Genomic DNA, 23,711 nt, shown 5'->3' on the forward strand with positions numbered 1-23,711 from the left:
ACGTCACGGAGGCGTAGCACCGTCGGGCGGCGCCCTGCCAGTGCCGCTCAGCCCCGCCCGCGAGGTGCCGCCGCCGCTTCCGCCCACAGGGTGCCGCCGCGCACGGCGGAGCCGCCGTAGTGCTGGCGGGCGGCGCCCTGCCGGCGTCACTCAGGCGCGCCCACGAGGTGCGGGCGCTACTTGCTCCACGGGGTGTCGCCGCGTCCGAGGGCGGCCGCCGTGCGCGGGATGGATCCGTCGCACGGGGTGGGCGGGGCGTCGCCGGCCTCGCTCACGCGCGCCCGCGGGTGCCGCTCTTCCGTCCGCAGGGTGCCGTCGCGCTGTGCAGGGTTGCCGCGTGCGCGACGGGGCCGTAGTACCGCCGGGGTGGCGTCCCGTCCCGTAGGCGTGGTTCAGACGCGCGCCTGCAAGGTGTCGCCGTCGCTTTCGCCCGCAGGGTGCCGTCACGCCCGCCGACGGCTGCCGCGCGCGGCGGAGCCGTAGTGCTGCCGGGCGGCGCCTCCCCCATGCGCCCGTGAAATCCCGCCGCCGCATCCCCACAGGGTGCCGCCTCGCCCAACACCGCCTGCCTCCCCGCGACGGAACCCTCGTACCGACCACCGGCCCTGGGGAGGCTGGGCCACCGTTGCCCGCCGTCGGGCGAAAACCCCGCGCCACACCCGCCCCCTATGTAGAATTTGTCTGATTAGCGCGTATCGTCGCCGCATGCCCACGCCATACGGATCCCGCGGCGGCATGGCGTTCGGTGCGGAGGAGCTGCGTGTGCTCCGTCGCGCTCTCGCCCTCGCCCTCCAGCCCAAAGCCGCCTCGGCCGAGGACGTCCAGGACTGTCTCCGGCTCGCCGAATCCCTCGACGAGGCGGTACGCGAGGGAGTCCGGCTGCGTGCCTTCCTGGTCGCCGACCTCGCCCGGTACCGCGCCGCCCTGCCCGGCACCACCGCCGGGTACCTCACCCTCCTGGAGGAGGCGCTCGGCGCCGGGTACCGCCCGGACGTCGACGACCTCTCCGCCCTGCGGGCGCTGCGCGGGAACCCGTCCGCCGCCGCGCTCCTGGACCGCTGCCTCGCCCTCGCCGAGCAGGACGTACGCATGCGTCTCGCCCGTCGTACGGCCGCCCGGCCCGCCCCGACCGTTCCCGCCTCGCGTACGCGCCTCCTGGCGCTCCCTGGAGGCCTCTCCGGGGGCTCTTCCGGCGCCCTGGGGGAACCTGTCGCAGGGGACGCCAAGGAGCCCGTGCGCAAGCCCGTGGAGCGGCCGGCGCCCACGCCCGCGCCCGCCGCGCCCAAGCCGCCCCGGCCCGTCCCCACCCCGGGCGAGGTCTTCCCCCGGCGCAAACCGGTACCGCCCCCGACGAACCCGCCGCAGCAACTCGCCGCCGGCTGAACCGACCCCGCCCCGTTCCCCCGGGGGCCCGTGGCTACTCTGGAGACATGGACTATGTCTCCGCGCTCGTGCCCCCGGTCGTGATGGCCGTGTTCTTCATCGGACTGATCCGGGTCATCGTGAAGACCCAGGGCGGGGCCATGAAGGCCAAGGAGGACGCGGCCGTCGACGCCGCCATCGCGCGCGCGGAGAGCGCCCGTCAGGCCACTTCGACCACCGACGCCTGAACCTTCCCCTTTCGGCGGCGCCTTCCAGGGCGTACGACTCCCGCACGCGCACGCGTGCTTTCCGAGTCGTACGCCCTTTTTGTTCCTTTTCCACTATGGTTCTGAGCTGTGCCTCGCCCATTGGGAGAACTCGAAGACTCGGTCATGACGCGGGTGTGGAAGTGGAACCGCCCGGTGACCGTTCGAGAAGTCCTGGAAGACCTTCAGCAGGAACGGTCCATCGCGTACACCACGGTGATGACCGTTTTGGACAATCTCCATCAGAAGGGCTGGGTGCGTCGCGAGGCGGAAGGCCGGGCCTATCGATATGAGGCGGTCTCCACACGAGCCGCCTACTCCGCCGCCCTGATGAACGACGCCTGGTCCCAGAGCGACAACCCCGCGGCGGCTCTCGTCGCCTTCTTCGGGATGATGAGCGACGAACAGCGTGAGGCCCTGCGCAGCGCCGTACGCATCGTCCAGGGACCGGAAACACCCGAACCCGCGGATGGCGTCCAGAACCCCGGCTCCGCACCCTCGGGCGGCGGGCGATAGCGTCCGCTCATGTCAGCAGAGCACCCCGAAGTCACCGCGAAAGCCATCACCGTCCGGCGGGCCCGGACCGGCGATGTCGAGGCGGTGCGCCGACTCCTTGACGCCTACGTCCGCGGTCGCATCCTGCTCGACAAAGCGACGGTGACTCTTTACGAGGACATCCAGGAGTTCTGGGTCGCCGAACGGGACGACAACGCCGAGGTCGTCGGCTGCGGGGCACTGCATGTCATGTGGGAAGACCTCGCGGAAGTCCGCACTCTCGCCGTGAAGCCCGGCTTGAAGGGTGCCGGTGTAGGTCATCAGTTGCTGGAGAAGTTGCTGCACACGGCTCGCTGGCTAGGCGTTCGTCGCGTTTTCTGTCTCACCTTCGAAGTGGACTTCTTCTCGAAGCACGGCTTCGTGGAGATCGGTGAGACACCGGTTGACACCGATGTCTACGCGGAGCTGTTGCGTTCCTATGACGAGGGCGTGGCGGAGTTCCTCGGTCTCGAACGAGTGAAACCGAACACCTTGGGCAACAGCCGGATGCTTCTGCATCTGTGATCGCGGCCCACAATTCGGCCGGGTCGCCCTGCCCAGGTTCCCTATGTCCGAAACGCGCATCTTTCTGGGCGGGCGAGGTCACTCGGTCTCTCCCAGGGGTTTGTGTTTTCCCAGCAAAAGCGGTTTGCTTTCCGACGTACTGCAGTACTGCATATAACAGGGGACGGCGAAACGGCGGACGCCGCAGACCCCAGGCCCGCAAGTAATCGATGAAAGGAAATCCGGTGGCACAGAAGGTTCAGGTCCTTCTTGTCGATGACCTCGACGGCGGCGAGGCGGACGAGACAGTGACGTTCGCGTTGGACGGCAAGACGTACGAGATCGATCTCACCACCGCGAATGCGGACAAGCTCCGTGGACTTCTCGAGGCTTACGTGAAGGGTGGGCGCCGTACCGGTGGCCGCGCTTCGGGTGGTCGCGGAAAGGCGCGTGCCGCCACCGGCGGCAGCCAGGACACCGCGCAGATTCGCGCGTGGGCCAAGGAGAACGGCCACGACGTGAACGACCGCGGTCGTGTTCCCGCGGCCATTCGCGAGGCCTACGAGAAGGCCAACGGCTGAGCGCACGAGCGCCGCAGCCGTACCCGGTGGCACTGTGTGGCCACCGTGTCCACAAGTCGTACGAGATCAGGGGTGTTCCCCACGCCCCCCACGGCCGGCATTGTCGGCAGCGAGGCCTCGACCTCGCACCCCGGCTCGGGGGGTCGCAGCCACACGGCGGCCCCCTGCAAGGGACGGGAGAAGCCCGCGGGAAGCGGTTGCCCCTTCGTGGGCCCCGCGCCGGGCTGAGGTGTCCCTGTGGGCCTCGCCCCGGGGAGCGACGGAGCCTCCATGTGCCCGTCCGCGCCGAGCGCCACCAGATCCAGCGTCGGCGCCAGAGCGCCCCACTCCAGCCAGTCCAGCAGCCCCGGAAGCTCCTCCGCGCTGCCCGCGGCCACCAGCAGCCGCATCCGGTCGCCCCGTACGGCCACCGGAGAGTCCGGGCCCAGCCGCCACAGCGCCGCGACGCCGGCCTCGACCGGCACGTCCAGGACGTCGAAACGCAGGCCCGTGACGAGCCGCAGCGGCTCCCCGGGCACCGTGCGCCACCCCAGTTCGTTCTCGTACCAGTGCCGCTGTCGATCGGCTCGATCGAGCGGGCGACGGGGGAGCGGGACCGTGGCGATAGGGGGGACTGTGCCAACCATGCCAAGAGCAACCGCCGAAGCGGGCCGAGAGTTACGCTGGGTGGTCCAACGAATGCGCTGGGTGCGGTAAATGGGAGTGTTCGGGGGTGCCGGGCCGCGCAAGGTTGTTCGCCCGTAGCGGAGGGAATCGGTGCGAACGGCATGGAGTGTCGGTCCGTGCGGGTAAGACAATCCCTAGTGGGAGGGGGCGACACGCAGAAAAGGGCGTCTCACGTTCGCCATCGGCGTACTCATGGTGAGGGTAACTGCCTGGCCTGCGGGAACATCGTCTCGCACCATCAGGTTGGAGCAGATGTCGGCGTTCGGGTTCAGGAGGCAGTGTTGGTTCTCGGTCCGGTGTCGGCAGTTGGAATGAGCGGTCCCCGCTTGCGGGACTAAGCTGCGGAAGGACAGGGAGGGGAGCGTCCCCTTACTGCCTGACCGCTCTGAGGAGCGATTAACGATGTTCGAGAGGTTCACCGACCGCGCGCGGCGGGTTGTCGTCCTGGCTCAGGAAGAAGCCCGGATGCTCAACCACAACTACATCGGCACCGAGCACATCCTCCTGGGTCTCATCCACGAGGGTGAGGGTGTCGCCGCTAAGGCCCTGGAGAGCCTCGGGATTTCGCTCGAGGCGGTCCGCCAGCAGGTGGAGGAGATCATCGGGCAGGGGCAGCAGGCCCCGTCCGGGCACATCCCCTTCACCCCCCGTGCCAAGAAGGTCCTGGAGCTGTCGCTCCGCGAGGCCCTTCAGCTGGGCCACAACTACATCGGCACGGAGCACATCCTGCTCGGCCTGATCCGTGAGGGCGAGGGCGTCGCCGCCCAGGTCCTGGTCAAGCTGGGCGCTGATCTCAACCGTGTGCGGCAGCAGGTGATCCAGCTGCTCTCCGGTTACCAGCAGGGCAAGGAGACCGCCACCGCCGGCGGCCCCGCGGAGGGCACCCCCTCGACGTCCCTGGTCCTCGACCAGTTCGGCCGGAACCTCACCCAGGCCGCTCGTGAGTCCAAGCTCGACCCGGTCATCGGGCGCGAGAAGGAGATCGAGCGGGTCATGCAGGTGCTGTCCCGCCGTACGAAGAACAACCCGGTCCTGATCGGTGAGCCCGGCGTCGGCAAGACCGCCGTCGTCGAGGGCCTCGCCCAGGCCATCGTCAAGGGCGAGGTGCCCGAGACCCTCAAGGACAAGCACCTCTACACCCTGGACCTCGGCGCGCTGGTCGCCGGCTCCCGCTACCGCGGTGACTTCGAGGAGCGCCTGAAGAAGGTCCTCAAGGAGATCCGCACCCGCGGCGACATCATCCTGTTCATCGACGAGCTGCACACGCTGGTCGGTGCGGGTGCCGCCGAGGGCGCCATCGACGCCGCTTCGATCCTGAAGCCGATGCTGGCCCGCGGTGAGCTGCAGACCATCGGTGCGACGACGCTGGACGAGTACCGCAAGCACCTGGAGAAGGACGCGGCCCTTGAGCGCCGCTTCCAGCCCATCCAGGTCGCGGAGCCGTCCCTGCCGCACACCATCGAGATCCTCAAGGGTCTGCGCGACCGGTACGAGGCGCACCACCGTGTCTCCATCACGGACGAGGCGCTCGTGCAGGCCGCCACGCTGGCCGACCGGTACATCTCGGACCGCTTCCTGCCGGACAAGGCGATCGACCTGATCGACGAGGCCGGCTCCCGGATGCGCATCCGCCGGATGACCGCGCCGCCGGACCTGCGCGAGTTCGACGAGAAGATCGCCGGCGTGCGCCGCGACAAGGAGTCCGCGATCGACTCGCAGGACTTCGAGAAGGCCGCCTCCCTCCGCGACAAGGAGAAGCAGCTCCTGGCCGCCAAGGCCAAGCGGGAGAAGGAGTGGAAGGCCGGCGACATGGACGTCGTCGCCGAGGTCGACGGCGAGCTGATCGCCGAGGTCCTCGCGACCGCCACCGGCATCCCGGTCTTCAAGCTGACCGAGGAGGAGTCCTCGCGTCTGCTGCGCATGGAGGACGAGCTCCACAAGCGGGTCATCGGCCAGAAGGACGCCGTCAAGGCGCTCTCGAAGGCGATCCGTCGTACGCGTGCGGGCCTCAAGGACCCGAAGCGTCCCGGTGGTTCGTTCATCTTCGCCGGTCCGTCCGGTGTCGGTAAGACCGAGCTGTCCAAGGCCCTCGCCGAGTTCCTCTTCGGTGACGAGGACGCGCTGATCTCCCTCGACATGTCGGAGTTCAGCGAGAAGCACACGGTGTCGCGGCTCTTCGGTTCGCCCCCCGGATACGTGGGCTACGAAGAGGGCGGCCAGCTCACGGAGAAGGTCCGCCGCAAGCCGTTCTCGGTCGTCCTCTTCGACGAGGTCGAGAAGGCCCACCCGGACATCTTCAACAGCCTTCTCCAGATCCTGGAGGACGGTCGCCTGACCGACTCCCAGGGCCGGGTCGTGGACTTCAAGAACACGGTCATCATCATGACGACCAACCTCGGCACGCGGGACATCTCCAAGGGCTTCAACCTGGGCTTCGCGGCCACGGGTGACACGAAGTCCAACTACGAGCGCATGAAGAACAAGGTCTCGGACGAGCTCAAGCAGCACTTCCGCCCCGAGTTCCTCAACCGTGTCGACGATGTCGTCGTCTTCCCGCAGCTCACGCAGGAGGACATCCTCAAGATCGTCGACCTGATGGTCGGCAAGGTCGACGAGCGCCTCAAGGACCGGGACATGGGCATCGAGCTCTCCTCGGCCGCGAAGGAGCTCCTCTCCAAGAAGGGTTACGACCCCGTCCTGGGCGCGCGTCCGCTGCGGCGCACGATCCAGCGCGAGATCGAGGACACCCTCTCGGAGAAGATCCTCTTCGGAGAGCTGCGTCCCGGCCACATCGTGGTCGTAGACGTGGAGGGCGAGGGCGAGGCGAAGACCTTCACCTTCCGGGGTGAGGAGAAGTCGGCGCTTCCCGATGTGCCGCCGATCGAGGACGCGGCCGCGGGTGGGGCCGGTCCGAATCTGAGCAAGGAGGCGTAAGGCTCAGCGGTTTGGGCTTTACGGCTGGGAAAGGGGCCGGTGCTTTTGGCACCGGCCCCTTTCGCGTTCTCGGGATTGGCACAGGACAGGCTCAGGATCGACTACGGGCTGACTCAGGACTGACTCATGCCTGGTTCGCGTTGATCGCGACGCCGGGGAAGAGGCCCGCATAGCGAGCGGCGGGAATCTCGTCACCGATGTCATTCATGAGATGCAGCGAACGCAGCCCGGGCAGTCGTGGCACCAGAGCCGAAAGGTCCTCGGCGGTGCCCATCGAGGTCACCTGCAACGTTTCGATGCCGGGCAGTTCCGGCATCGCGTGGACGGAGTGGGGGAAGTCCCGGATGATCGCCGCGTTCAGGCGGAGGTGGGCCAGTTCCGGCAGTGCGGCGACCTCCTGCCAGTCGGCGACCGTCAGCTCGGCGGTCAGCGCACCGAGGCTGAGCGAGTGCAGCCCGGCCCAGTGGCGCAGCCCGCGCAGGCCTGTGTGGTCGGTGCTGTGCTGGCCGAGGAAGAGGGTTTCCAGTGGTGAGAGGACCGGCAGCACGTCGGTGAGTGCGGTGCCGGGCAACTCCTGGCTGAGGGTGAGACGGCGGATTGACGGGAGGACACGCAGCCCGGTCACGTCGGCGAGGAGGTTGAAGCTGAGACGGGTGAGCGGCAGCGCGGAGAGCCGGTCCAGCCCCTCGGTCGGGCAGTACGACAGCCACAGTTCACGGAGCGAGTCGAACCCCAGCAGTGCGCCCGCGTCGGTGAGGAGCGGGTTGTCTCGGAGCTCCAGCCTCGTCACGGCTCCCGGTGCCGGCACCGCGGTCAGGATCTCCTCGGCCGGGTGCGGGCCGAGGAAGGACAGGCAGTGCCAAGGCCGCATCCGGGCGACGGCCGAGCGCTGCTCGGCCGACTTGCACGTGAGGAACAGCCCCGCCCGCTCCAGGTGGTCCAGGACCTCGGTGGCGTACTCCGCGGTGTCGAACCGGTCCCAGGTGCCCGCCAGTTGACGTCGTACGTCGATCTGAGGGTGTTCCCGGAAGCGCCGCAGCACCGCGAGCGCGCCCTCGGGTTCCTCCCCGCCGAGGCGCGATGCGGTGACCGTGACGTTCTTGGCCTCCTCGGCCGTGAGCCCCTCAGGACCGGGCAGCAGCTCCAGTACCAGCGGCCCCGCCTCCGCCAGGGTCTTCGCCTCGTCCGCCGTACGGGGCGGGATCAGCGCGGCGGCCTGTGACTCGACCTGTGCTCGTGTTCCCGGGTCCAGGGCCGTGGCGTGTTCCAGGCAGGCGAGCGCCAACAGGGTCAGCCTGGGGATGTTCCGGGACAGCAACTCCTTCAGCAGCCGGGCTCGTTCCCGCGGCCGGGCATGCGCCACGGCCAACCGGATCACGTCCTCCCACTGGGTGTCGTCCGCGCGGCTGGTGAGAACGTCGAGGTGTCCCTCCTCCACCGCGTACCGCGCACCCAGATAGTCCTGGAAGGTGCGGTGGACGAAGTCGACGACACCGTCGGCGGGTTGGCGCAGCAGACCGCTTCTCAGCAGCAGGTCCCGGAGTACCGTCCTGGCGTCGCCCTGCCCCGCTACGGTCGGCAGGCCGCGCTCCACGATCCCCTCGGCCGTCTCGATGCCCATCTCCGTGCGGCCGCTCAACACCAGGGCGTACGCCAGCCGTTGGAGGATCTCTAGCTGAGCCTCCTCGCCCAGCTCGGCCCCCTCCAGTGCACCCATGCCCCGCTCCCGGTCCCGCCGCGCCAGCAGCATCGTCAGGGCCGCGTCGTACAACTCCTTGCGGCCGGTGGGGAGATAGCCCCGGCGTTCGCGGTGGAGGGCGCAGATCAGGCCGCACATCAGGGGGTTGGTGGCGAGGCGGGCCAAGTCGCGTTTCGTGCGCAGGGAGTCCAGGAGTGGGCCCTCGTACTCCGGGGCGTCCGCCGCCGTGTGCCAGCGTTCGACGAAGGTCTTCACCTCGGGGCGGCGCATCGGGGCCAGGGTCAGTTCGCGGAAGCCTTCGGGGGCCAGCCAGTCGGGGCGTACGGCGGTGGGGCGGGAGGTGAGGAGCCAGCGGTTGCCCGGGAAGGCGCTGATCAGGGCCTGGAGCCAGTCGCGGGTGCGGTGGCGGTCGGCGGACGGGATCTCGTCCAGGCCGTCGACGAGGATCAGGCCCCGGCCGGCGGTCAGGACGCGTTCGGTCCAGCCCTCGGGTGGGGTGTGGGGGCAGCCGGTGGCGGTCAGGAAGGCTGTGGGGGAGGGGAGTTGGCCGGCTCGGATCAGGGTGCGGAGCGGGAGGACGTACGGGATGCGGTCGCCGTCCCTCGCCGCCGTCACCGCGAGCCACTGCACCAGCGTCGTCTTGCCCGAACCCGCGTCGCCGCGCAGCAGCACGCGGTCGTGGGTCAAGAGGGCTTCCTCGGCGGGGAGTTGGACGGTGAGGGCGGCGCCGGGGTGCTCGTCGGGGAGCTGCCGTTCCTCCGTCGCCGTCGCCTCCAGGCTCAGGTACGCCACTTCGAGGGGCCAGCGGTCGGGGGAGTCGCGGAGATCGATGCCGTAGATGGTGATGTGGTTGTGGCGCTCGGCGACGTACGGGAGGTAGCGGCGTTCGAAGGCGCGGTCGTGGGTGCCGGGGCGTGGGGTGCGGGCGATCAACTCGTCGACGCGGGCGATCAGTTCGGCCTGGGTGCGGGTCTGCTCGACGAGGGTGCGGGCCACGAAGGTGGAGCGGCGGGTGAAGAACTCCAGGATCTGGAGGCAGGCCCATTCGGTCGCCGAGTCGAGGAAGTGGCCGGCGTCGGCCGAGAGTCCGTCGGGGGCCGGGGCGCCGTGCTTCAACTGCCGCGCCAGCTCCCGCTGTCCGAGTCGTACGGCCTGGACGTCGTCCATGTCCAGGTCGCCGAGGGCGAGCAGTCGGCTGGCCAACGCGTCGGCCACGGCGGTCTGTTCGGCGGAAGGGAAGGGGTGTTCGCCGGGGGAGTCCATCGCCTGTTGGACGAAGTGCCGGGCGAGTCTGTGGACGTCCCTGTCGTCCAGCCGCCGCTTCTCGCCCTTGAAGGAGACCAGGCTGGACAGTCGCACCGGTTTGTCGACCAGGCCCGCGCCGGGGCCGTCCGCCACGAACAGTCTCTTCACCAGCGGTGCGATCAGGCTGGACGCCAGTTTGCCGCCGAGTACCGCGGGCTCCATCCGCCACCCCCGTAGCCGTTGGGAAACGGATGGAGCCTATCGACGATCCGGCGGTGACCGTACGACTAGGACAACTGGCCGTCGTAGTCCGGCAGTTTGAAGGTCTTCTCGGCGTGGCCGCCGGACAGGTCGGTGGCACTGTTGCCGATGTTCGCGATGATCGTGTAGCCCTTGTTCTCGATGTCGACGCGCTGGGCGGTCTTGTAGGCGGCGACGTCCTTGAAGAGGTCGAGGAGGCCGCGGACGTAGAGGCCGTCGACGTCGTAGCCGTCGTGTTCGAGGTTGTACTCGGTCGGCAGGTAGATGATGCCGGGGCGGGCCGTGACGAAGAACAGCGAAACGCCGTGCTCCTGGGCGTACTTGGCGACCGCGAGCACGGGCTTGTTGGCCGGCTGCGGCCAACTGAAGCCGAAGTCCGTCTCCAGGGTGGTGTTGTCGATGTCGAAGACGATCGCCTGCTTCTCGCCGGGCTTGGTGGCCGCGATCCGCTGCTTCAGGTAGGGCAGGGCCTGGTTCATCACCGTCTGGCAGTCCGTCTGCCAGGTGGTGTAGTCGACGGTTGCGGCCGTGGCGGTGGCCGTGGCGGTGCTGCTGGTCGCCGTCGCGGCTTCCGCGGGGACGGTCAGCGCCGCGAGGGCGGCCGCGGTCACGGTGGCTATGGCGGTACGGCGAGCCCAGGGGCGTCGTCTCGTCATGGGGGTGGGGGTTCCTCTCACGTCTGTGCGGCTGCCGGTGCGGAAGGCATGCTCGCGGGCGCGGGTGGCGTGAGGGGAACCGTAAGGTTACTGGACGGTAGGTGTATAGAGGCTTGCGTCACCCGAGCTTGGTGGTGACGGCCGCCGGCGGGTCCGGCGCGGCCGCTGGGGCGCGGGACGAGATTCCCGGGGGATGGGTTCGAGGTAGTCCCGGTCACATTCCCCGTACCGGCGATCGCCCCGGCCGGTGACAAGCCGCACAGGCGATTCGAGCTCTACTAGGACAGGTAGTGGCGGGTCGAGAATTGGGCAAAAGGGACTTATATCGTGAAACCCGTGGAACCAAATGCCGGATTTTGCCGTCCGGGGGGCGATTCGTGACGCATGGGTGCTCTGTCAAGGAGATGGAAGTTTTGTGGTGAAGTACTAGGTTCCGTCGTAGAAGGGGTGTTTGGGGGTCCGCGGGGTCCGGGGTTACCAATGAACGTGCCATCCGGCGGCCGTATGTGTGCCGGGTGGTTTTTCTGTCCCCGTCCCCCGTGAGGTTTCGATGTTCCAGCGCGCCACGTCCCGCTCTTCCCGTACGTCTCCGCTCCGCACCCGGGTGGCCGTCCTGGCCGTCGGGCTGGGGGCCACCGCCGTGCTGGGCACCGGGGTCGCGAGCGCCGCCACCGCCACCGCGGCCGTCGCGCCCAAGACGGTCAGCGCGAAGACCGCCGCCTCCTGGGTCGACCCGGTGAAGAAGTACACGCTCTCCGCGACCTTCGCCCAGGCCGGCGGCATGTGGCAGTCCACCCACAGCGGTCAGGACTTCGCCGTGGCCAGCGGCACCAACGTCATGGCCGCGCACGGCGGGACCGTCGTCAAGGCCGGTGGCAACGGCGCCGGTGACGGTGCCGCGTACGGCAACGCCATCGTCATCAAGCACGGCAACGGCACCTACTCGCAGTACGCCCACCTCTCGCGCATCGACGTGAAGGTCGGCCAGGTCGTCAGCACCGGTCAGCACATCGCGCTGTCCGGCAACACCGGCAACTCCAGCGGTCCCCACCTGCACTTCGAGATCCGTACGACCGCGAACTACGGCTCGGCCATAGACCCGGTCAAGTTCCTGCGCGGCAAGGGTGTGACCGTCTAAGACCCGTCCTGAGCGGGCTTCGTGCCCGCGTGGGCCTGCGTGATCATGTCGGTGGCGACCTCCAGGACGGCCTTGCGCTTGTCCTCGGGGTCGCCTTCGAGGTCCTGTACGGCGAACATGCCGGCGTGCAGCGTGAAGATCGCGCTGAGCGAGCGGACCTGGTCGACCAAGCTCGCCCCGGGGTCGATCATGATCTCCCGCAGACCGCGCATGCGCTCCTTGAAGCGTTCGCCGATGCGCAGGTCCCGTACCGTCGCCTGGTTCTCCTGCATGAAGCGGAACAGCGGGGTCGCGCCGTCGAGCGCGACGGCGTAGCGCCGTACGATCTCCTGCTTGGTCTCCAGGGTGTGCGGCTGGTCGCGGCCCCACTCGATCAGGTCCTCGATCGGCCTGGTCAGGTCCTCGAAGATGCTGACCAGGATCTCTTCCTTGGTCTTGAAGTGGTAGTAGAGCGCCGCCTTCGTGACGTCCAGGTGCTCGGCGATCTCGCGCAGCGAGGTCTTCTCGTAGCCCTGCTCGGCGAAGAGTTCGAGCGCCACGTCCTGGATGCGCTGGCGGGTGTCTCCGCGACGTTGCCGCTTGGTGCCGTCCATGGTGCCGCCCATTCTTCTCATGCTCCAGCAAACTTACTTGACGCCCGGCTAGTTGCCGGTCTACTTTCCCTGAGTGTAGTCAACTAGCCGGGCGGCAAGTAAGTAGCCGGACGGTGGCGGTATTCAGGGGAGTGGGAAAGATGGCGGACACGCAGACGGTCGAGCCCGGGCCAGGGGCGACGACGGACGGGTCGGGGGCGGACGGTAAACAGCCCAGGAGCGTGCGGGTCGTCCTGCTCGCGCTGATGATCACGATGATGCTCGCGATGCTCGACAACATGATCGTGGGTACGGCGATGCCGACGATCGTCGGCGAACTGGGCGGGCTGGAGCACCTGTCGTGGGTCGTGACCGCGTACACGCTCGCCACCGCCAGCTCGACCCCGCTGTGGGGCAAGCTCGGTGACATGTACGGGCGCAAGGGCGCCTTCATGACCTCGATCGTGATCTTCCTCGCCGGTTCCGCGCTGAGCGGTATGGCGCAGAACATGGGGCAGTTGATCGGTTTCCGGGCCATCCAGGGTCTCGGTGCCGGTGGTCTGATGGTCGGCGTCATGGCGATCATCGGTGACCTCATCCCGCCGCGTGAGCGGGGCAAGTACCAGGGCATGATGGCCGGCGTCATGGCGCTCGCGATGATCGGCGGACCGCTGGTCGGCGGCACCATCACCGACAACTGGGGCTGGCGCTGGTCCTTCTACATCAACCTGCCGCTCGGCGTCGTCGCGCTGGCCGCGATCAGTGCCGTACTGCACCTGCCGAAGAAGCGGTCGCAGGCGCGGATCGACTACCTGGGTGCCGGGCTGCTGACCGTCGGCATCACCTCGATCGTGCTCGTCACCACGTGGGGCGGTTCGCAGTACGACTGGACCTCCGCGCGGATCATGGAACTGATCGGGCTGGGTGTGGCCTCGCTCGTCGGGTTCGTGTTCTGGCAGACCAAGGCCGCCGAGCCGGTCGTACCGCTGCACATCTTCCGCAGCCGCAACTTCACCCTGATGGCGATCATCGGCTTCATCACCGGCTTCGTGATGTTCGGGGCGACGCTGTTCCTGCCGCTGTACCAGCAGTCCGTGCAGGGCGCGTCCGCTACGAACTCGGGGTTGCTGCTGCTGCCGATGCTCGGGGCGATGCTCGTGACCTCGATGGTCGCGGGGCGGGTGACCACCAACACCGGTAAGTACAAGGTGTTTCCGGTCGTCGGCAGTGTGCTGATGGGGGTGGGCCTGTACCTGCTCTCCACCATGGACACGGATACGACCCGGGTCATGTCCGGTGTGTACATGGCGGTCGTCGGTCTCGGTATGGGCTGCCTGATGCAGATCACCATGCTGGTCGCGCAGAACAGTGTGCAGATGAAGGACATGGGCGTCGCGTCCTCCACGAGCACCCTGTCTCGTACGCTCGGTTCCTCGTTCGGTGTCGCCATCATGGGTGCGCTGTTCAACAACCGGGTCCAGGACGTCATGGCCGAGCGGGCCGGGGCGTTGGGGTCGAAGGTGACCGAGCAGTCCGCGACGCTCAACGCGGCGAGTCTGGCGAAGCTGCCGGCGGTGGCTCGTGAGGCGTATCAGCACGCGGTGTCCGCGGGTGTCCACTCCGCGTTCCTGCTGGGGGCCGTGGTTGCCGTGGTCGCGATGATCGCCGCGGTGTTCGTGAAGGAGGTTCCGCTGAAGGGGGCGGGGCCGAAGGCTGAGGGTTCGGGCGAGGGCGCGGAAGCGGTGGCGCCGGCGTCGATCGTCGAGGCCGTGTGATTCGCCGACAGTGAGCTGAAGGTCCCCCGGTTGGTGTCCGCCCCGGGGGGCCTTCTTCGTGTGTGCGGGCACGCGTGCGTGCATGTGTTTGGCTGCGGGTGCTTCGTTTGTGTGCGGCTGTGTGCGGCGCCGTTGCTGGGGGCTCCGCCCCCAGACCCCCGATCGGCCCTGAAGAGGCCTCGTCCTCAAACGCCGGACGGACTGATTAATGCCGGCCTGAGTTGAGGGGTGCCGGACGGGCTGGATGGTGCCGGCCTGAATTGAGAGGTGCCGGACGGGCTGGTGAGACCGGCGCTGTTGTCAGTGCTGCGTGCCACCATCGGACGCATGGACAAAATGCGGCAGTTGCGTCTTGCCAAGGACGCCATGGATCGCGACTGGGCCGAGCCGGAGCTCGATCTGGGCGTGGTGGCTGCGCATGCCGGATATTCGCGGTACCACTTCATCCGGGCCTTCAAGGAGGCGTACGGCGAGACGCCCGGTCAGTATCTGACGCATCGGCGTATCGAGCGGGCCGAGGAGATGCTCCGTAGCGCCGATCTTTCGGTGACGGAGATCTGCCATCTGGTCGGGTTCAGCAGCCTCGGTACGTTCTCGGCACGGTTCAAGGCGCGGACCGGGCTGACCCCGAGTGAGTACCGGACCAAGCACGTGGGTCGCGGGGCCGCGCTCATCCCCGGGTGTTACGCGATGCTCTGGGCCGGCGGTTTCCCCACCGCAACTTTGAAGAAGCGTCGCGACGTCCGCCCTGCCTACGGTGATGAGCAGGAAGCCGGCTCGACATCGATCTCGGCATCAATCTCGTCCGACAGGAGTGCGGAGTCATGATCCAAGGCTTGGGCATCGCCACCGTGTGGACCTTCGACCAGCAGCGCAGCAAGGCCTTCTTCACCGAGAAACTCGACTTCGAGGTGCGCGACGACATCTCGATGGGCGACATGCGGTGGGTCACCGTCGGCGCCAAGAACCAGCCCGGCCTCGCGCTCACGCTGATGAGCCTGGACGGGCCGGGCCTCGACCCCGAGTCCGCCGAGGCGCTGAAGAAGCTGATCAGCAAGGGGGTGCTGGGTGCCGGGGCGTTCACCACCGATGACTGCCGCGGTGATCACGCGGCCTTCAAGTCGCGCGGGGTCGAGTTCCTCCAGGAGCCGACGGAGCGGCCGTACGGCATCGAGGCCATCTTCCGTGACGACAGCGGCAACTGGTATTCGCTGACCGAGCGCAGCGCCGAACTGGACTTCTCGAAGGACTTCGGGTGAGCCTGGAGCAGCCGGCGGCGGAGGTCGAGCCGGACCACACGGCGGTGCGGGTCGCCCTGTGGCGGGCCCTGCACGTCCTGGCCGATCCACCGCCGCACGTCATCGAGGACGAGGTCGGGCTGCGGCTCGCGGACCCCGGGGACGACTGGCGCGAGCGTCCCGACATGGACGTCGAGGCCACGCGGCGTATCCGTGCGTCGATCGTGGCCCGGGCCCGCTACGTCGAGGACGTGGTGGAGGAGCAGGTCGGTCGGGGTGTGGACCAGTACGTCATCCTGGGTGCCGGTCTCGACACCTTCGCCCAGCGGCGGCCCGAACTCGGCGCGAAACTCCGGGTGTTCGAGGTCGAGCAGCCCGGCACGCAAGCTTGGAAGCGGCGACGCCTGACGGAACTGGGGTACGGCATCCCGGACTGGCTGCGGTTCGTGCCGGTCGACTTCGAGGGCGACTGGTGGCAGCAACTCGCCGCCGCGGGCCTCGACACCGGGCGGCCCGCCGTGGTCGCCGCGACCGGCGTGACCATGTACCTCACCCTGGACGCGATCACCACGATGTTCCGCCGGGTCGCCGGCCTCGCCCCGGGCTCCACCCTGGTCACCACGTTCCTACGACCCGTGGACGACGTGGAGCCGGAGCAGCGTGCGCAGTTGGAGGTCGCGGTGCGCGGGGCTCGTGCCGCGGGCACCCCGTTCCTGAGCTTCTTCACCCCGGAGCAGATGCTGGCGCTGGGGCGGGAGTGCGGGTTCCGGGAGGTGCGGCATGTACCGGCCGCGGAGCTTGCGGAGCGGTATTTCGGGGGCCGGGTGGAGGGGGCTGCGCCGTCTCGGGGGGAGGAGGTGATGGTGGCGAGCGCGTGAGGGCCCTGCAACCGCCGAGGGCTACGGCGGCATGGGCCGTCAACTACCGCTCAGGCGCTTAGATTTACGGCAGCGCGGGCCACCAAGCACCGGCCGGTCGTTGGGGGTTACGGCAGCGCGGGCGGTCAGGCACCGGCCGGTCGTTGGGGGTTACGGCAGTACGGGCCGTCAAGCGCTGGCCGGTCGCCGGGAAGTTACACCAGCACGAGCCGTCAACCATCGCTCAGTCGCCGGGAGTTACGGCAGTACGGGCCGCCAACCACCGGCCAGTCGCCAATGGCTACACCAGTACGGGCCGTCAAGCACCGCCCAGCCGCCGATGGCTACACCAGCGCGGGCCTTCAACCACCGCTCAACCGCGGAGAGTTACACCAGCGCCAGCGCCAGCACCAGCCACCCAACAACCACCGAAACCCACACCAGCACCGCCCACCACCCACCCCCCAACCGCCGGAGGCTACGGCAGCAGCGGATAGCTCCCCGTACTCGTCGGCGCATGCTCCGGTAGCCACAGCACCGCGACCGCGCCCTCCGCCGGTATGTGGTCCGGTGCGCCCGCGGGCCGGACGTTGCGGAAGGTCAGGCGGGCGCCGAGGACGCGGGCCTGGCCGGCCGCGATGGTCAGGCCCAGGCCGTGGCCGTGGCCCGCGCGGTCCTCGCTGCCGGTGCGGAAGCGGCTCGGGCCCTCCGCGAGGAGTTTCTCGGGGAAGCCGGGGCCGTGGTCGCGGACCCGGATGACCCGGCCCTCGACGGAGACCTCGATCGGCGGCTTGCCGTGCCGGGCCGCGTTGGCGAGGAGGTTGAACAGGACGCGTTCCAGGCGGCGCGGGTCTGTGGTCACCTCCGACTCGTGCACTACGTGCACCACCGCGTCCGGGTCCTTCGCGATCACCCGGCGGCTCACGAAGTCGCCCAGCATGAGGTCCTGCAACTCGGCCCGCTCGGACGCCCCGTCGAGCCGGGCGACCTCCAGCACGTCCTCGACGAGCGTGCGCATCGCCTTCGCGCGGTCCAGGACCAGCTCCGTGGGGCGGCCGGGGGGCAGGAGTTCGGCCGCGGTCAGCAGGCCCGTCACCGGGGTGCGCAATTCGTGCGCGATGTCCGCCGTGACTCGGCGTTCCGCCTCAAGCCGCTGCTGCAGCGCGTCCGTCATCGCGTCCACCGCGCGCGCGAGGTCGTCGGTCTCGTCCCGTACGACCCCGCCGATCGCGTCCCGCACCCGTACGTCCGTCTCGCCCTTGGCGACCTGGTTCGCCGCGGCCGCCGCCTTGCGCAGCCGGCGCGAGAGCTGGCCGCCGATCAGCACACCGAGCGCGCTGCCGCCCAGCACGGCCGCGATCGAGCCGATGACCAGGGCCTGGTCGAGATCCTTGAGGATGTCCGTGCTGCGGTCGGTGAACCCGGTGTGCAGGGACATCACATGGCCGTCCTTGAGCGGTACGGCCGCCCAGATGTCCGGTACGCCGTGCGGCCGGTCGGTGACGTACGTCGCCCGCCGGCCCTCCGCGACCTTCTCGCGCAGCGCCGGCGGCAGGCTCGGGTCGTCGATCTTGATGCTGGGGAAGTTCGGCCGCCCGGACAGCTCGTAGTTGCGCTGCGCGATCTGCACCCGCTCGTCCGCGAGGTCGCGCGCGTTGTCCAGCATCGAGACGCGGGCCGCGTTGTGCACGACCAGGCTGAGTGCGATCGCGACCAGCGTGCCGACCAGTGCGATGGCCGCGCTGAGCTTCCATCTCAGTCCCGTACGGATGCCCGCCCTGTCCATGAACGACGGGACCCTGCGCTGTGAATTCCCCCGCATACCCCTGCTCAGGCCTTCAACTTGTAGCCGAAGCCGCGGACCGTCTCGATCCGGTCCTGGCCGATCTTCGTCCGCAGCCGCTGCACATGGACGTCCACGACCCGGGTGTCACCGCCCCAGCCGTAGTCCCACACCCGCTCCAGGAGTTTGTCGCGGGACAGGACCGTACCCGGTGCCGAGGAGAACTCCAGGAGGAGGCGCATCTCCGTCGGCGTCAGCGCCACCGGCTGTCCGGCCCTGCGCACCTCCATGCCCTCGGTGTCGATCTCCAGATCGCCGAAGGTCAGCACCCCGCCGCCGACCGGTGCCGCCTCCGTGTCCGCCGTACGGTCGCCGCCGCTCGCGTGTCCGAAGCGGCGCAGCACCGCGCGGATCCGGGCGACCAGGACGGCGCCGTCGAAGGGCTTGGTGACGTAGTCGTCCGCGCCCGCCTCCAGGCCGAGCACCACGTCGATCGAGTCGGCGCGCGCCGACAGCATGATCACCGGAACCGTCGAATCGTCTCGGATACGGCGGCACAGGCTCACGCCGTCCAGGCCGGGGACCATCACGTCGAGGAGCGCGATGTCGGGGCGGTTCGCCCGGAACGCCTCCAGGCCCGACAGCCCGTCGGGCATCGCCGTGACCGCGAAGCCGTCCCGCTCCAGGGCGAGTTGGGTGGCCTCGCGGATGACGTCGTCGTCCTCGACGAACAGGACGTGGGTCTGGTCTGCCATCCCGGTGCTCTCAGTCCTCGTGTGGGTCGTTCTCAAGCATGGGACGCCGGAAGGGGCGTCCGCGTTCACCGAAGGATCGGATCGGGCCATCCGATCGGTTCACGGCGCCACGGTCCGGGCGATTCAGTTTCCGCTCGGGGCGGGCGAGGCGTCGCCTCCGACCGCGTTGCTGTACTCGTTGTGGGTGCTGTACTCCTGGACGAAACGGCCCGTGCTCCAGCGGTACGTGATCACGTTCTCACCGGAGGGACTCGACACCGGGTCGCCCTTCTCGTACACCTGCTTGGTGACGACCAGATCGCCGCGGTCTATCTCCGCGTAGACCGGGGGTTCCTCGGCCTTGAACACATTCTCGTACGTCCCACCCGTCTCGCGATACACGTACGAGCCGATCCCCACCGCATCGCCGCAGGTCATCACGTTGACGACGACGTCGTTCGCGGGGCCTCCGGTGAGCTCGCCGTACGACACGTCGACCGCGTACTCGTCGGCGACGCACGGCTTCAGCTCGTGCTTGACCGCCGCCGAGACCTTCGGGTCGTCCATCACCAGCTTGACCGCGTCCACATGGTCGTCGACCGTCGCGGAGGGGGTGGGAGCGGAGGCCTCCGCGACACCCGCCACCGAGTCGGAGTGCGCCGGGCCCTCGTCACGGGCGCCGGTGCCGCCCGTGGCGCAGCCGGACACCAAAAGGGCGAGGGCGGCGAGCACGACCATCGCCGTGAACGCCGCCTCCAGGCTTCCGCGCACCCTGCCGGGCCCGGGAGCGTCGCTCAGACCGGGCCCAGGGGTGTCGTCGCTCAGGCCGCGCAACGCTCCCGCTCCTCACGCTCCAGCGCGCGTGCGTCCAGGTCGCGGGCCTCCAGCTCCTCCCGGAGCCGGGCGAGCGCCCGGTGCAGCGTGCTCTTGACCGTACCGGCCGACATGCCCAGGGCGGCGGCCGTCTCTTCGGTGGACATTTGCTCCCAGTGTCGCAGGACGACAACACTGCGCTGTTTCGGAGCGAGAACTTTCATGATGTCCATAAGAAGCGCCCGATCCGCGTGCTGCTCGGTCGCGTCGTCGACGCTCGCGTCCGGCAGTTGCTCGGTGGGGACCTCTTCGAGCTTGCGGGCCCGCCACCACTCGGTCCGCGTGTTGATCATGACGCGGCGCAGGTAGGCGTCCGCGAGGCGCTTGTCCTCGATGGTCTCCCAGCGGCCGTACGTCCGTACCAGCGCCGTCTGGAGCAGGTCCTGTGCGTCGACCGGGTCCGGCACCAGCCGGCGGGCGCTGCGCAGCAGCGCGTCCTGTCGGGTGCGGACGTACTCCTCGAATTCGAGCACCTCGCCCTGCGCCATGATCAACCGCCTCCATCCCCGTTTCCGACCCGCCTGCTGCCGGTTGTTCTTTGCTGCGTCCCGCCGGTCTGCGGCACAGGAACGAAGCTACGGAGGGGTTGTCACGGAGCTGTGCGGAGCAGCCTGCGGGGAGCGCTCGGCTGTCCGTCGGTTGTGTAACGGAAGTAGGTCCGGGGTAAGGGGGTGGGGTTTTTGGGGTGGGTATGAGGTGGTTTGGGCATTGCCGGAGTGTTGCGGGGGCTGGGTGTGGGCTGTGATGTGGCTTGGGGTGGGGTGCGTGGCTGTGAGTTGACCGTGTGTCAGGTGCGGGTCGCCGGGAGTTGGTAGAAGCCGTCCTGGAGGGGTTCCACCAAGCCGTCCGCCACCAGGCCGTCCAGCGCCCTGGCCCGCTGCACCGGTTCGTGCCACACGCGGTCGAGTGCGGACTGCGGGACGGGGGTGTGCGCTTCGCGGAGTACGGCCAGGAGCTTGCCGCGGACCTGGCGGTCCGTGCCGGCGTACGTCTGGCCCTTGCGGGCCGGGCCCTCGTGCTCCGGCTTGCCCGCGAGGTTCCAGGCGCACTGGGCCGAGATGGGGCAGCGGTGGCACGTCTCGTTCTTCGCGGTGCAGACGAGTGCGCCCAGTTCCATGGATGCCGCGGCCCAGCGGGCTGCGGTCTCGTCGTCCTGGGGGAGGAGGGCGCGGGCCAGCTTGCGCTCGGCCGCGGTGGTGGCGTTCGGGGGGTACTGGGTGCCGGTGACCGCGCGCGCGAAGACTCGGCGGACGTTCGTGTCGAGTACGGCGTGGCGCTGGCCGTAGGCGAAGGACGCGACTGCGGCGGCCGTGTACTCGCCGATGCCGGGGAGCGCGAGGAGTTGGGCGTGGTCGGTGGGGACGTCGCCGCCGTGGCGTTCCGTTATGGCGGTGGCCGCGCCGTGCAGGCGCAGCGCGCGGCGGGGGTAGCCGAGGCGGCCCCAGGCGCGGACGGCTTCGCCGGGGGCGTCCTTGGCGAGGTCGGCGGGGCGGGGCCAGCGGGCCAGCCACTGTTCGTAGACCGGGAGGACGCGGTTGACCGGGGTCTGCTGGAGCATGAACTCGCTGACCATCACGCCCCAGGGGCCGGCGTCGGGGTGGCGCCAGGGGAGGTCGCGGGCGTTGTCCTCGAACCAGTCGATGACCGGGGTGTGGAGGTGGGCTCCGTCCGGTGTGGTGGCCGGTGTGGTGGCGGACGTGGTGTGCGGGGGTTTCGTGGGCGCAGTCATGGCGTTTCCGATCCTGCCACGGCCGGTGGGGGGTCGGGGTCGTGTCGGTACGGCGAGCCCGCCGCAGGTTGCGCCCCTCTGGGGTTGCCACAGTCGAACGGGTGGGGACCAGCTACGCGGCGGGCTCGCCGTACCGCCACGACCCGCTCGCGTACGGCGGCGGGTGCGGGCCCGTGGGCCATCCCGCCTGATTCCAGGCGGGGTTGCCGGGATGATGATCCGGAAAAGTTGGGGCTGGGGCGGCGGGTGGGGCGAGGTAACTCGCTGATCTCTCGTAGAGTTTGCGCCGTGGGATCTATGCGCAATCCGGTCGGGCCGCTTCCCTCCTCCATCTATTGGCGTCGGAGGGTCCTCATGGTGTCCGTGGTCGCCTTGTTGGCGCTGCTGATCACCTGGATCGTCACGTCGGGTGGCGGGGGCGGCAAGAACGGTGCGGATGGGGCGAAGAACGGTAAGACGCCCGCTCCTACGATCACTGCCGGGCCGTCGGGATCTGGTCCCGCCATCAGCCAACACCCGGGCGGGCGTGATGAGTCGGGCAGCGGGAGCGGGAGCGGTGGTGGTGGCAGCAGCGGGAGTGGGAGTGGTGGCAGTAGTGGGAGTAGCGGGGGCTCCGGTGGCACTAGTGCCGGATCTGGATCGGGATCAGGTGACGGTGGGTCCGGGGGGAGTAGTACGGGGACTACGGTTCCTGCCGACTCGACGCTTCCCAACTGCGCTGCCGGCTCTGTGCAGTTGACTCTGCGGAGTCTGCACAACTCGTACTCGCCGGATCAGACTCCTACCTTTGTGCTGACCGCCAAGAACTCGTCTGGTAGTGACTGCAAGGTCGATCTCGGGCCTAAGAGTGCGGTGTTGACCATCACGGAGGCGGGGGGCAGTGCCGATTTCTGGTCGTCCGCCGACTGCCCGAAGGGGTCTGGGAGTGTCTTCTATCGGGTGTCCGCCGGGAGCAGTGTCACTTACACCCTGAAGTGGGATCGCAAGCCCAGTGCGCCCGAGTGCGCTACTCCGGCTGCTGGTTCGGCCGGGGCCGGGACCTATCTGGTGGAGGCGGAGGCCTCCGGGTTCGCCAAGGCGCAGACCTCGTTCGTGCTGGCGAGTGACTGACGCCGGGGCGCCCTATACGTAGCGCTCCAGGATTGAGGATTCCGCCAGGCGGGAGAGGCCCTCTCGTACGCTTCTTGCCCTTGCCTCGCCTACGCCGTCGACCGTCTGGAGGTCGTCGACGCTTGCTGCCAGGAGTTTTTGCAGGCCGCCGAAGTGTTCCACCAGGCGGTCGATGATCGCGCCGGGGAGGCGCGGGACCTTGGCCAGGAGGCGGAAGCCTCGGGGGGAGACCGCCGAGTCGAGGGCCTCGGGGGAGCCGGTGTAGCCCAACGCGCGGGCCACTGTGGGGAGTTCGAGGAGTTCGGCGTGGGAGAGCGCGTCGAGTTCGGCCAGGGCTTCGTTCACCGTGCGGGAGCGTTTTGCCGTGGGTTCGGGGACGTAGTCGCGCACCACCAGTTCGCGTTCCGGCTCCACGCCTGCGATCAACTCCTCCAACTGGAGGGCGAGCAGGCGGCCGTCGGTGCCCAACTCCAGTACGTACTCGGCGATCTCGGTGGCGATCAGGCGCACCATTTCCAGGCGTTGGACCACTGCCGATACGTCTCGGACCGTGACGAGGTCCTCGATCTCCAGGGCCGACAGTGTTCCCGCCACCTCGTCCAGGCGGAGTTTGTAGCGCTCCAGGGTGGCCAGGGCTTGGTTCGCGCGGGACAGGATTGCCGCGGAGTCCTCCAGGACGCGGCGTTGGCCGTCCACGTAGAGGGCGATCAGGCGCATGGACTGGGATACCGAGACGACCGGGAAGGCCACCTGTTTGCTGACTCGGTCCGCCGTGCGGTGGCGGGTGCCTGTCTCCTCGGTGGGGATGTTCGGGTCGGGGACCAGTTGGACGCCCGCGCGGAGGATCTTGGAGAGGTCGGACGAGACGACGATGCCGCCGTCCAGTTTGCAGAGTTCGCGTAGGCGGGTGGCCGTGAACTCCACGTCCAGGATGAAACCGCCTGTGCACATCGCTTCCACGGTCTTGTCGGAACCGAGCACGATGAGTCCGCCCGTGTTGCCGCGGAGAATCCGCTCCAGGCCGTCGCGCAGGGCCTGGCCGGGTGCCACGGCGCTCAGGGAGGCGCGCATCAGGCCATCGGCACCGGAGCTCCCGCCGGACTTTCCGGGAGCTGACGCCCGGTCGTTGGCTGCCACTGCACTCCTCGGGTCGCAGGTCTTTCTGGTGCTCCCGTTTCGCGTACCTGGTTCGTA

The 23,711-nt window shown here is 68.9% G+C and carries 22 protein-coding genes; 12 read left to right on the forward strand and 10 right to left on the reverse strand.

Features of this window, described 5'->3' with window-relative positions; translation table 11 throughout:
• Positions 1–735 precede the first annotated feature (735 nt).
• The 5 genes from OG223_RS30055 (at position 736) to OG223_RS30075 (ending at position 3,247) form a co-directional block, all read left to right on the forward strand.
• Positions 736–1,383 (forward strand): hypothetical protein, encoded by a 648-nt coding sequence (locus tag OG223_RS30055; RefSeq protein ID WP_329265550.1) that lies wholly within the window; start codon positions 736–738, stop codon positions 1,381–1,383.
• Positions 1,384–1,430: 47 nt separating this feature from the next.
• Positions 1,431–1,610 (forward strand): hypothetical protein, encoded by a 180-nt coding sequence (locus OG223_RS30060; RefSeq protein WP_019064252.1) that lies wholly within the window; start codon positions 1,431–1,433, stop codon positions 1,608–1,610.
• 120 nt (positions 1,611–1,730) lie between these two features.
• Positions 1,731–2,144, forward strand: a complete 414-nt coding sequence (locus OG223_RS30065) for a BlaI/MecI/CopY family transcriptional regulator (RefSeq protein WP_078623229.1) — start codon at positions 1,731–1,733, stop codon at positions 2,142–2,144.
• A 9-nt stretch (positions 2,145–2,153) separates the two neighbouring features.
• Entirely contained in the window at positions 2,154–2,687 is a 534-nt protein-coding gene (locus tag OG223_RS30070; RefSeq protein ID WP_019064250.1) for an amino-acid N-acetyltransferase, read from the forward strand.
• A 224-nt stretch (positions 2,688–2,911) separates the two neighbouring features.
• Positions 2,912–3,247, forward strand: a complete 336-nt coding sequence (locus OG223_RS30075; RefSeq protein WP_043685387.1) for a histone-like nucleoid-structuring protein Lsr2 — start codon at positions 2,912–2,914, stop codon at positions 3,245–3,247.
• Here the strand turns inward: OG223_RS30075 and OG223_RS30080 are convergent.
• Complete coding sequence (locus OG223_RS30080; RefSeq protein ID WP_329255286.1) at positions 3,226–3,873, reverse strand: SCO3374 family protein; 648 nt, start codon at positions 3,871–3,873, stop codon at positions 3,226–3,228. The genes OG223_RS30075 and OG223_RS30080 overlap by 22 nt on opposite strands.
• A gap of 442 nt (positions 3,874–4,315) precedes the next feature.
• Between OG223_RS30080 and OG223_RS30085 the strand changes: the two genes are divergently transcribed.
• The gene (locus OG223_RS30085) at positions 4,316–6,847 is read left to right on the forward strand and encodes an ATP-dependent Clp protease ATP-binding subunit (protein WP_329255289.1); all 2,532 of its coding nucleotides are present in this window, start codon (positions 4,316–4,318) and stop codon (positions 6,845–6,847) included.
• A gap of 124 nt (positions 6,848–6,971) precedes the next feature.
• On the opposite strand, the gene OG223_RS30090 is transcribed toward OG223_RS30085, so the two are convergent.
• Both OG223_RS30090 and OG223_RS30095 read right to left on the reverse strand, forming a co-directional pair.
• Positions 6,972–10,013: an NACHT domain-containing protein gene (locus OG223_RS30090; protein ID WP_329255292.1), complete on the reverse strand. Its 3,042-nt coding sequence runs from the start codon at positions 10,011–10,013 to the stop codon at positions 6,972–6,974.
• A 65-nt stretch (positions 10,014–10,078) separates the two neighbouring features.
• Positions 10,079–10,708, reverse strand: coding sequence for an HAD family acid phosphatase (locus OG223_RS30095; protein WP_329255295.1), 630 nt, complete (start codon positions 10,706–10,708; stop codon positions 10,079–10,081).
• A 550-nt stretch (positions 10,709–11,258) separates the two neighbouring features.
• Between OG223_RS30095 and OG223_RS30100 the strand changes: the two genes are divergently transcribed.
• Positions 11,259–11,846 (forward strand): M23 family metallopeptidase, encoded by a 588-nt coding sequence (locus tag OG223_RS30100; RefSeq protein ID WP_329255298.1) that lies wholly within the window; start codon positions 11,259–11,261, stop codon positions 11,844–11,846.
• Here OG223_RS30100 and OG223_RS30105 read toward each other — a convergent pair.
• The gene (locus OG223_RS30105; protein WP_329255301.1) at positions 11,843–12,451 is read right to left on the reverse strand and encodes a TetR/AcrR family transcriptional regulator; all 609 of its coding nucleotides are present in this window, start codon (positions 12,449–12,451) and stop codon (positions 11,843–11,845) included. The two genes, OG223_RS30100 and OG223_RS30105, sit on opposite strands and share 4 nt — an antisense overlap.
• Positions 12,452–12,579: 128 nt before the next feature.
• On the opposite strand from OG223_RS30105, the gene OG223_RS30110 reads away from it, so the two are divergent.
• From OG223_RS30110 to OG223_RS30125, 4 genes are all read left to right on the forward strand, one after another.
• A complete protein-coding gene (locus OG223_RS30110) occupies positions 12,580–14,193 on the forward strand; it encodes an MDR family MFS transporter (RefSeq protein WP_329255304.1) in 1,614 nt (537 codons plus the stop codon).
• Between the two features lie 336 nt (positions 14,194–14,529).
• On the forward strand, positions 14,530–15,021 hold the full coding sequence (locus OG223_RS30115) for a helix-turn-helix transcriptional regulator (RefSeq protein ID WP_329265551.1): 492 nt from the start codon (positions 14,530–14,532) through the stop codon (positions 15,019–15,021).
• On the forward strand, positions 15,018–15,452 hold the full coding sequence (locus OG223_RS30120; protein WP_329255306.1) for a VOC family protein: 435 nt from the start codon (positions 15,018–15,020) through the stop codon (positions 15,450–15,452). Before OG223_RS30115 ends, OG223_RS30120 begins: the two co-directional genes overlap by 4 nt.
• Positions 15,449–16,309, forward strand: coding sequence for a class I SAM-dependent methyltransferase (locus OG223_RS30125; RefSeq protein WP_329255308.1), 861 nt, complete (start codon positions 15,449–15,451; stop codon positions 16,307–16,309). Before OG223_RS30120 ends, OG223_RS30125 begins: the two co-directional genes overlap by 4 nt.
• A 457-nt stretch (positions 16,310–16,766) precedes the next feature.
• Here OG223_RS30125 and cseC read toward each other — a convergent pair whose 3' ends face one another.
• From cseC to OG223_RS30150, 5 genes are all read right to left on the reverse strand, one after another.
• Entirely contained in the window at positions 16,767–18,074 is a 1,308-nt protein-coding gene (gene cseC / locus OG223_RS30130) for a two-component system sensor histidine kinase CseC (RefSeq protein ID WP_443073758.1), read from the reverse strand.
• Between the two features lie 44 nt (positions 18,075–18,118).
• Positions 18,119–18,826 carry a two-component system response regulator CseB gene (gene cseB / locus OG223_RS30135; RefSeq protein ID WP_329255315.1) on the reverse strand — a complete coding sequence of 236 codons (708 nt, stop codon included), beginning with the start codon at positions 18,824–18,826 and terminating at the stop codon, positions 18,119–18,121.
• A 123-nt stretch (positions 18,827–18,949) separates the two neighbouring features.
• Positions 18,950–19,639: a hypothetical protein gene (locus tag OG223_RS30140; protein ID WP_443073759.1), complete on the reverse strand. Its 690-nt coding sequence runs from the start codon at positions 19,637–19,639 to the stop codon at positions 18,950–18,952.
• The gene (locus tag OG223_RS30145) at positions 19,627–20,166 is read right to left on the reverse strand and encodes a SigE family RNA polymerase sigma factor (protein ID WP_019064956.1); all 540 of its coding nucleotides are present in this window, start codon (positions 20,164–20,166) and stop codon (positions 19,627–19,629) included. Before OG223_RS30145 ends, OG223_RS30140 begins: the two co-directional genes overlap by 13 nt.
• Positions 20,167–20,465: 299 nt before the next feature.
• The gene (locus OG223_RS30150) at positions 20,466–21,407 is read right to left on the reverse strand and encodes an A/G-specific adenine glycosylase (RefSeq protein WP_329255318.1); all 942 of its coding nucleotides are present in this window, start codon (positions 21,405–21,407) and stop codon (positions 20,466–20,468) included.
• 288 nt (positions 21,408–21,695) lie between these two features.
• Between OG223_RS30150 and OG223_RS30155 the strand changes: the two genes are divergently transcribed.
• Complete coding sequence (locus tag OG223_RS30155; protein ID WP_329255321.1) at positions 21,696–22,517, forward strand: hypothetical protein; 822 nt, start codon at positions 21,696–21,698, stop codon at positions 22,515–22,517.
• A gap of 12 nt (positions 22,518–22,529) precedes the next feature.
• Here OG223_RS30155 and disA read toward each other — a convergent pair whose 3' ends face one another.
• A complete protein-coding gene (gene disA / locus OG223_RS30160) occupies positions 22,530–23,654 on the reverse strand; it encodes a DNA integrity scanning diadenylate cyclase DisA (RefSeq protein ID WP_329255323.1) in 1,125 nt (374 codons plus the stop codon).
• Positions 23,655–23,711 lie beyond the last annotated feature (57 nt).

Origin of the sequence: Streptomyces sp. NBC_01478 (assembly GCF_036227225.1) — a bacterium.
Classification (GTDB): Bacteria; Actinomycetota; Actinomycetes; order Streptomycetales; family Streptomycetaceae; genus Streptomyces.

What these genes read in the sequence shown, in the direction of transcription:
- OG223_RS30100 (WP_329255298.1), top strand. Translation starts at nt 11,259, where the DNA reads ATGTTCCAGCGCGCCACGTCCCGCTCTTCCCGTACGTCTCCGCTCCGC.
- OG223_RS30090 (WP_329255292.1), bottom strand. Translation starts at nt 10,013, where the DNA reads ATGGAGCCCGCGGTACTCGGCGGCAAACTGGCGTCCAGCCTGATCGCA.
- OG223_RS30115 (WP_329265551.1), top strand. Translation starts at nt 14,530, where the DNA reads ATGCGGCAGTTGCGTCTTGCCAAGGACGCCATGGATCGCGACTGGGCC.
- OG223_RS30095 (WP_329255295.1), bottom strand. Translation starts at nt 10,708, where the DNA reads ATGACGAGACGACGCCCCTGGGCTCGCCGTACCGCCATAGCCACCGTG.
- OG223_RS30080 (WP_329255286.1), bottom strand. Translation starts at nt 3,873, where the DNA reads ATGGTTGGCACAGTCCCCCCTATCGCCACGGTCCCGCTCCCCCGTCGC.
- OG223_RS30105 (WP_329255301.1), bottom strand. Translation starts at nt 12,451, where the DNA reads ATGGGCGGCACCATGGACGGCACCAAGCGGCAACGTCGCGGAGACACC.
- OG223_RS30145 (WP_019064956.1), bottom strand. Translation starts at nt 20,166, where the DNA reads ATGGCGCAGGGCGAGGTGCTCGAATTCGAGGAGTACGTCCGCACCCGA.
- OG223_RS30060 (WP_019064252.1), top strand. Translation starts at nt 1,431, where the DNA reads ATGGACTATGTCTCCGCGCTCGTGCCCCCGGTCGTGATGGCCGTGTTC.
- OG223_RS30120 (WP_329255306.1), top strand. Translation starts at nt 15,018, where the DNA reads ATGATCCAAGGCTTGGGCATCGCCACCGTGTGGACCTTCGACCAGCAG.
- OG223_RS30070 (WP_019064250.1), top strand. Translation starts at nt 2,154, where the DNA reads ATGTCAGCAGAGCACCCCGAAGTCACCGCGAAAGCCATCACCGTCCGG.
- cseC (WP_443073758.1), bottom strand. Translation starts at nt 18,074, where the DNA reads ATGGACAGGGCGGGCATCCGTACGGGACTGAGATGGAAGCTCAGCGCG.
- OG223_RS30055 (WP_329265550.1), top strand. Translation starts at nt 736, where the DNA reads ATGGCGTTCGGTGCGGAGGAGCTGCGTGTGCTCCGTCGCGCTCTCGCC.
- cseB (WP_329255315.1), bottom strand. Translation starts at nt 18,826, where the DNA reads ATGGCAGACCAGACCCACGTCCTGTTCGTCGAGGACGACGACGTCATC.
- OG223_RS30150 (WP_329255318.1), bottom strand. Translation starts at nt 21,407, where the DNA reads ATGACTGCGCCCACGAAACCCCCGCACACCACGTCCGCCACCACACCG.
- OG223_RS30110 (WP_329255304.1), top strand. Translation starts at nt 12,580, where the DNA reads ATGGCGGACACGCAGACGGTCGAGCCCGGGCCAGGGGCGACGACGGAC.
- OG223_RS30085 (WP_329255289.1), top strand. Translation starts at nt 4,316, where the DNA reads ATGTTCGAGAGGTTCACCGACCGCGCGCGGCGGGTTGTCGTCCTGGCT.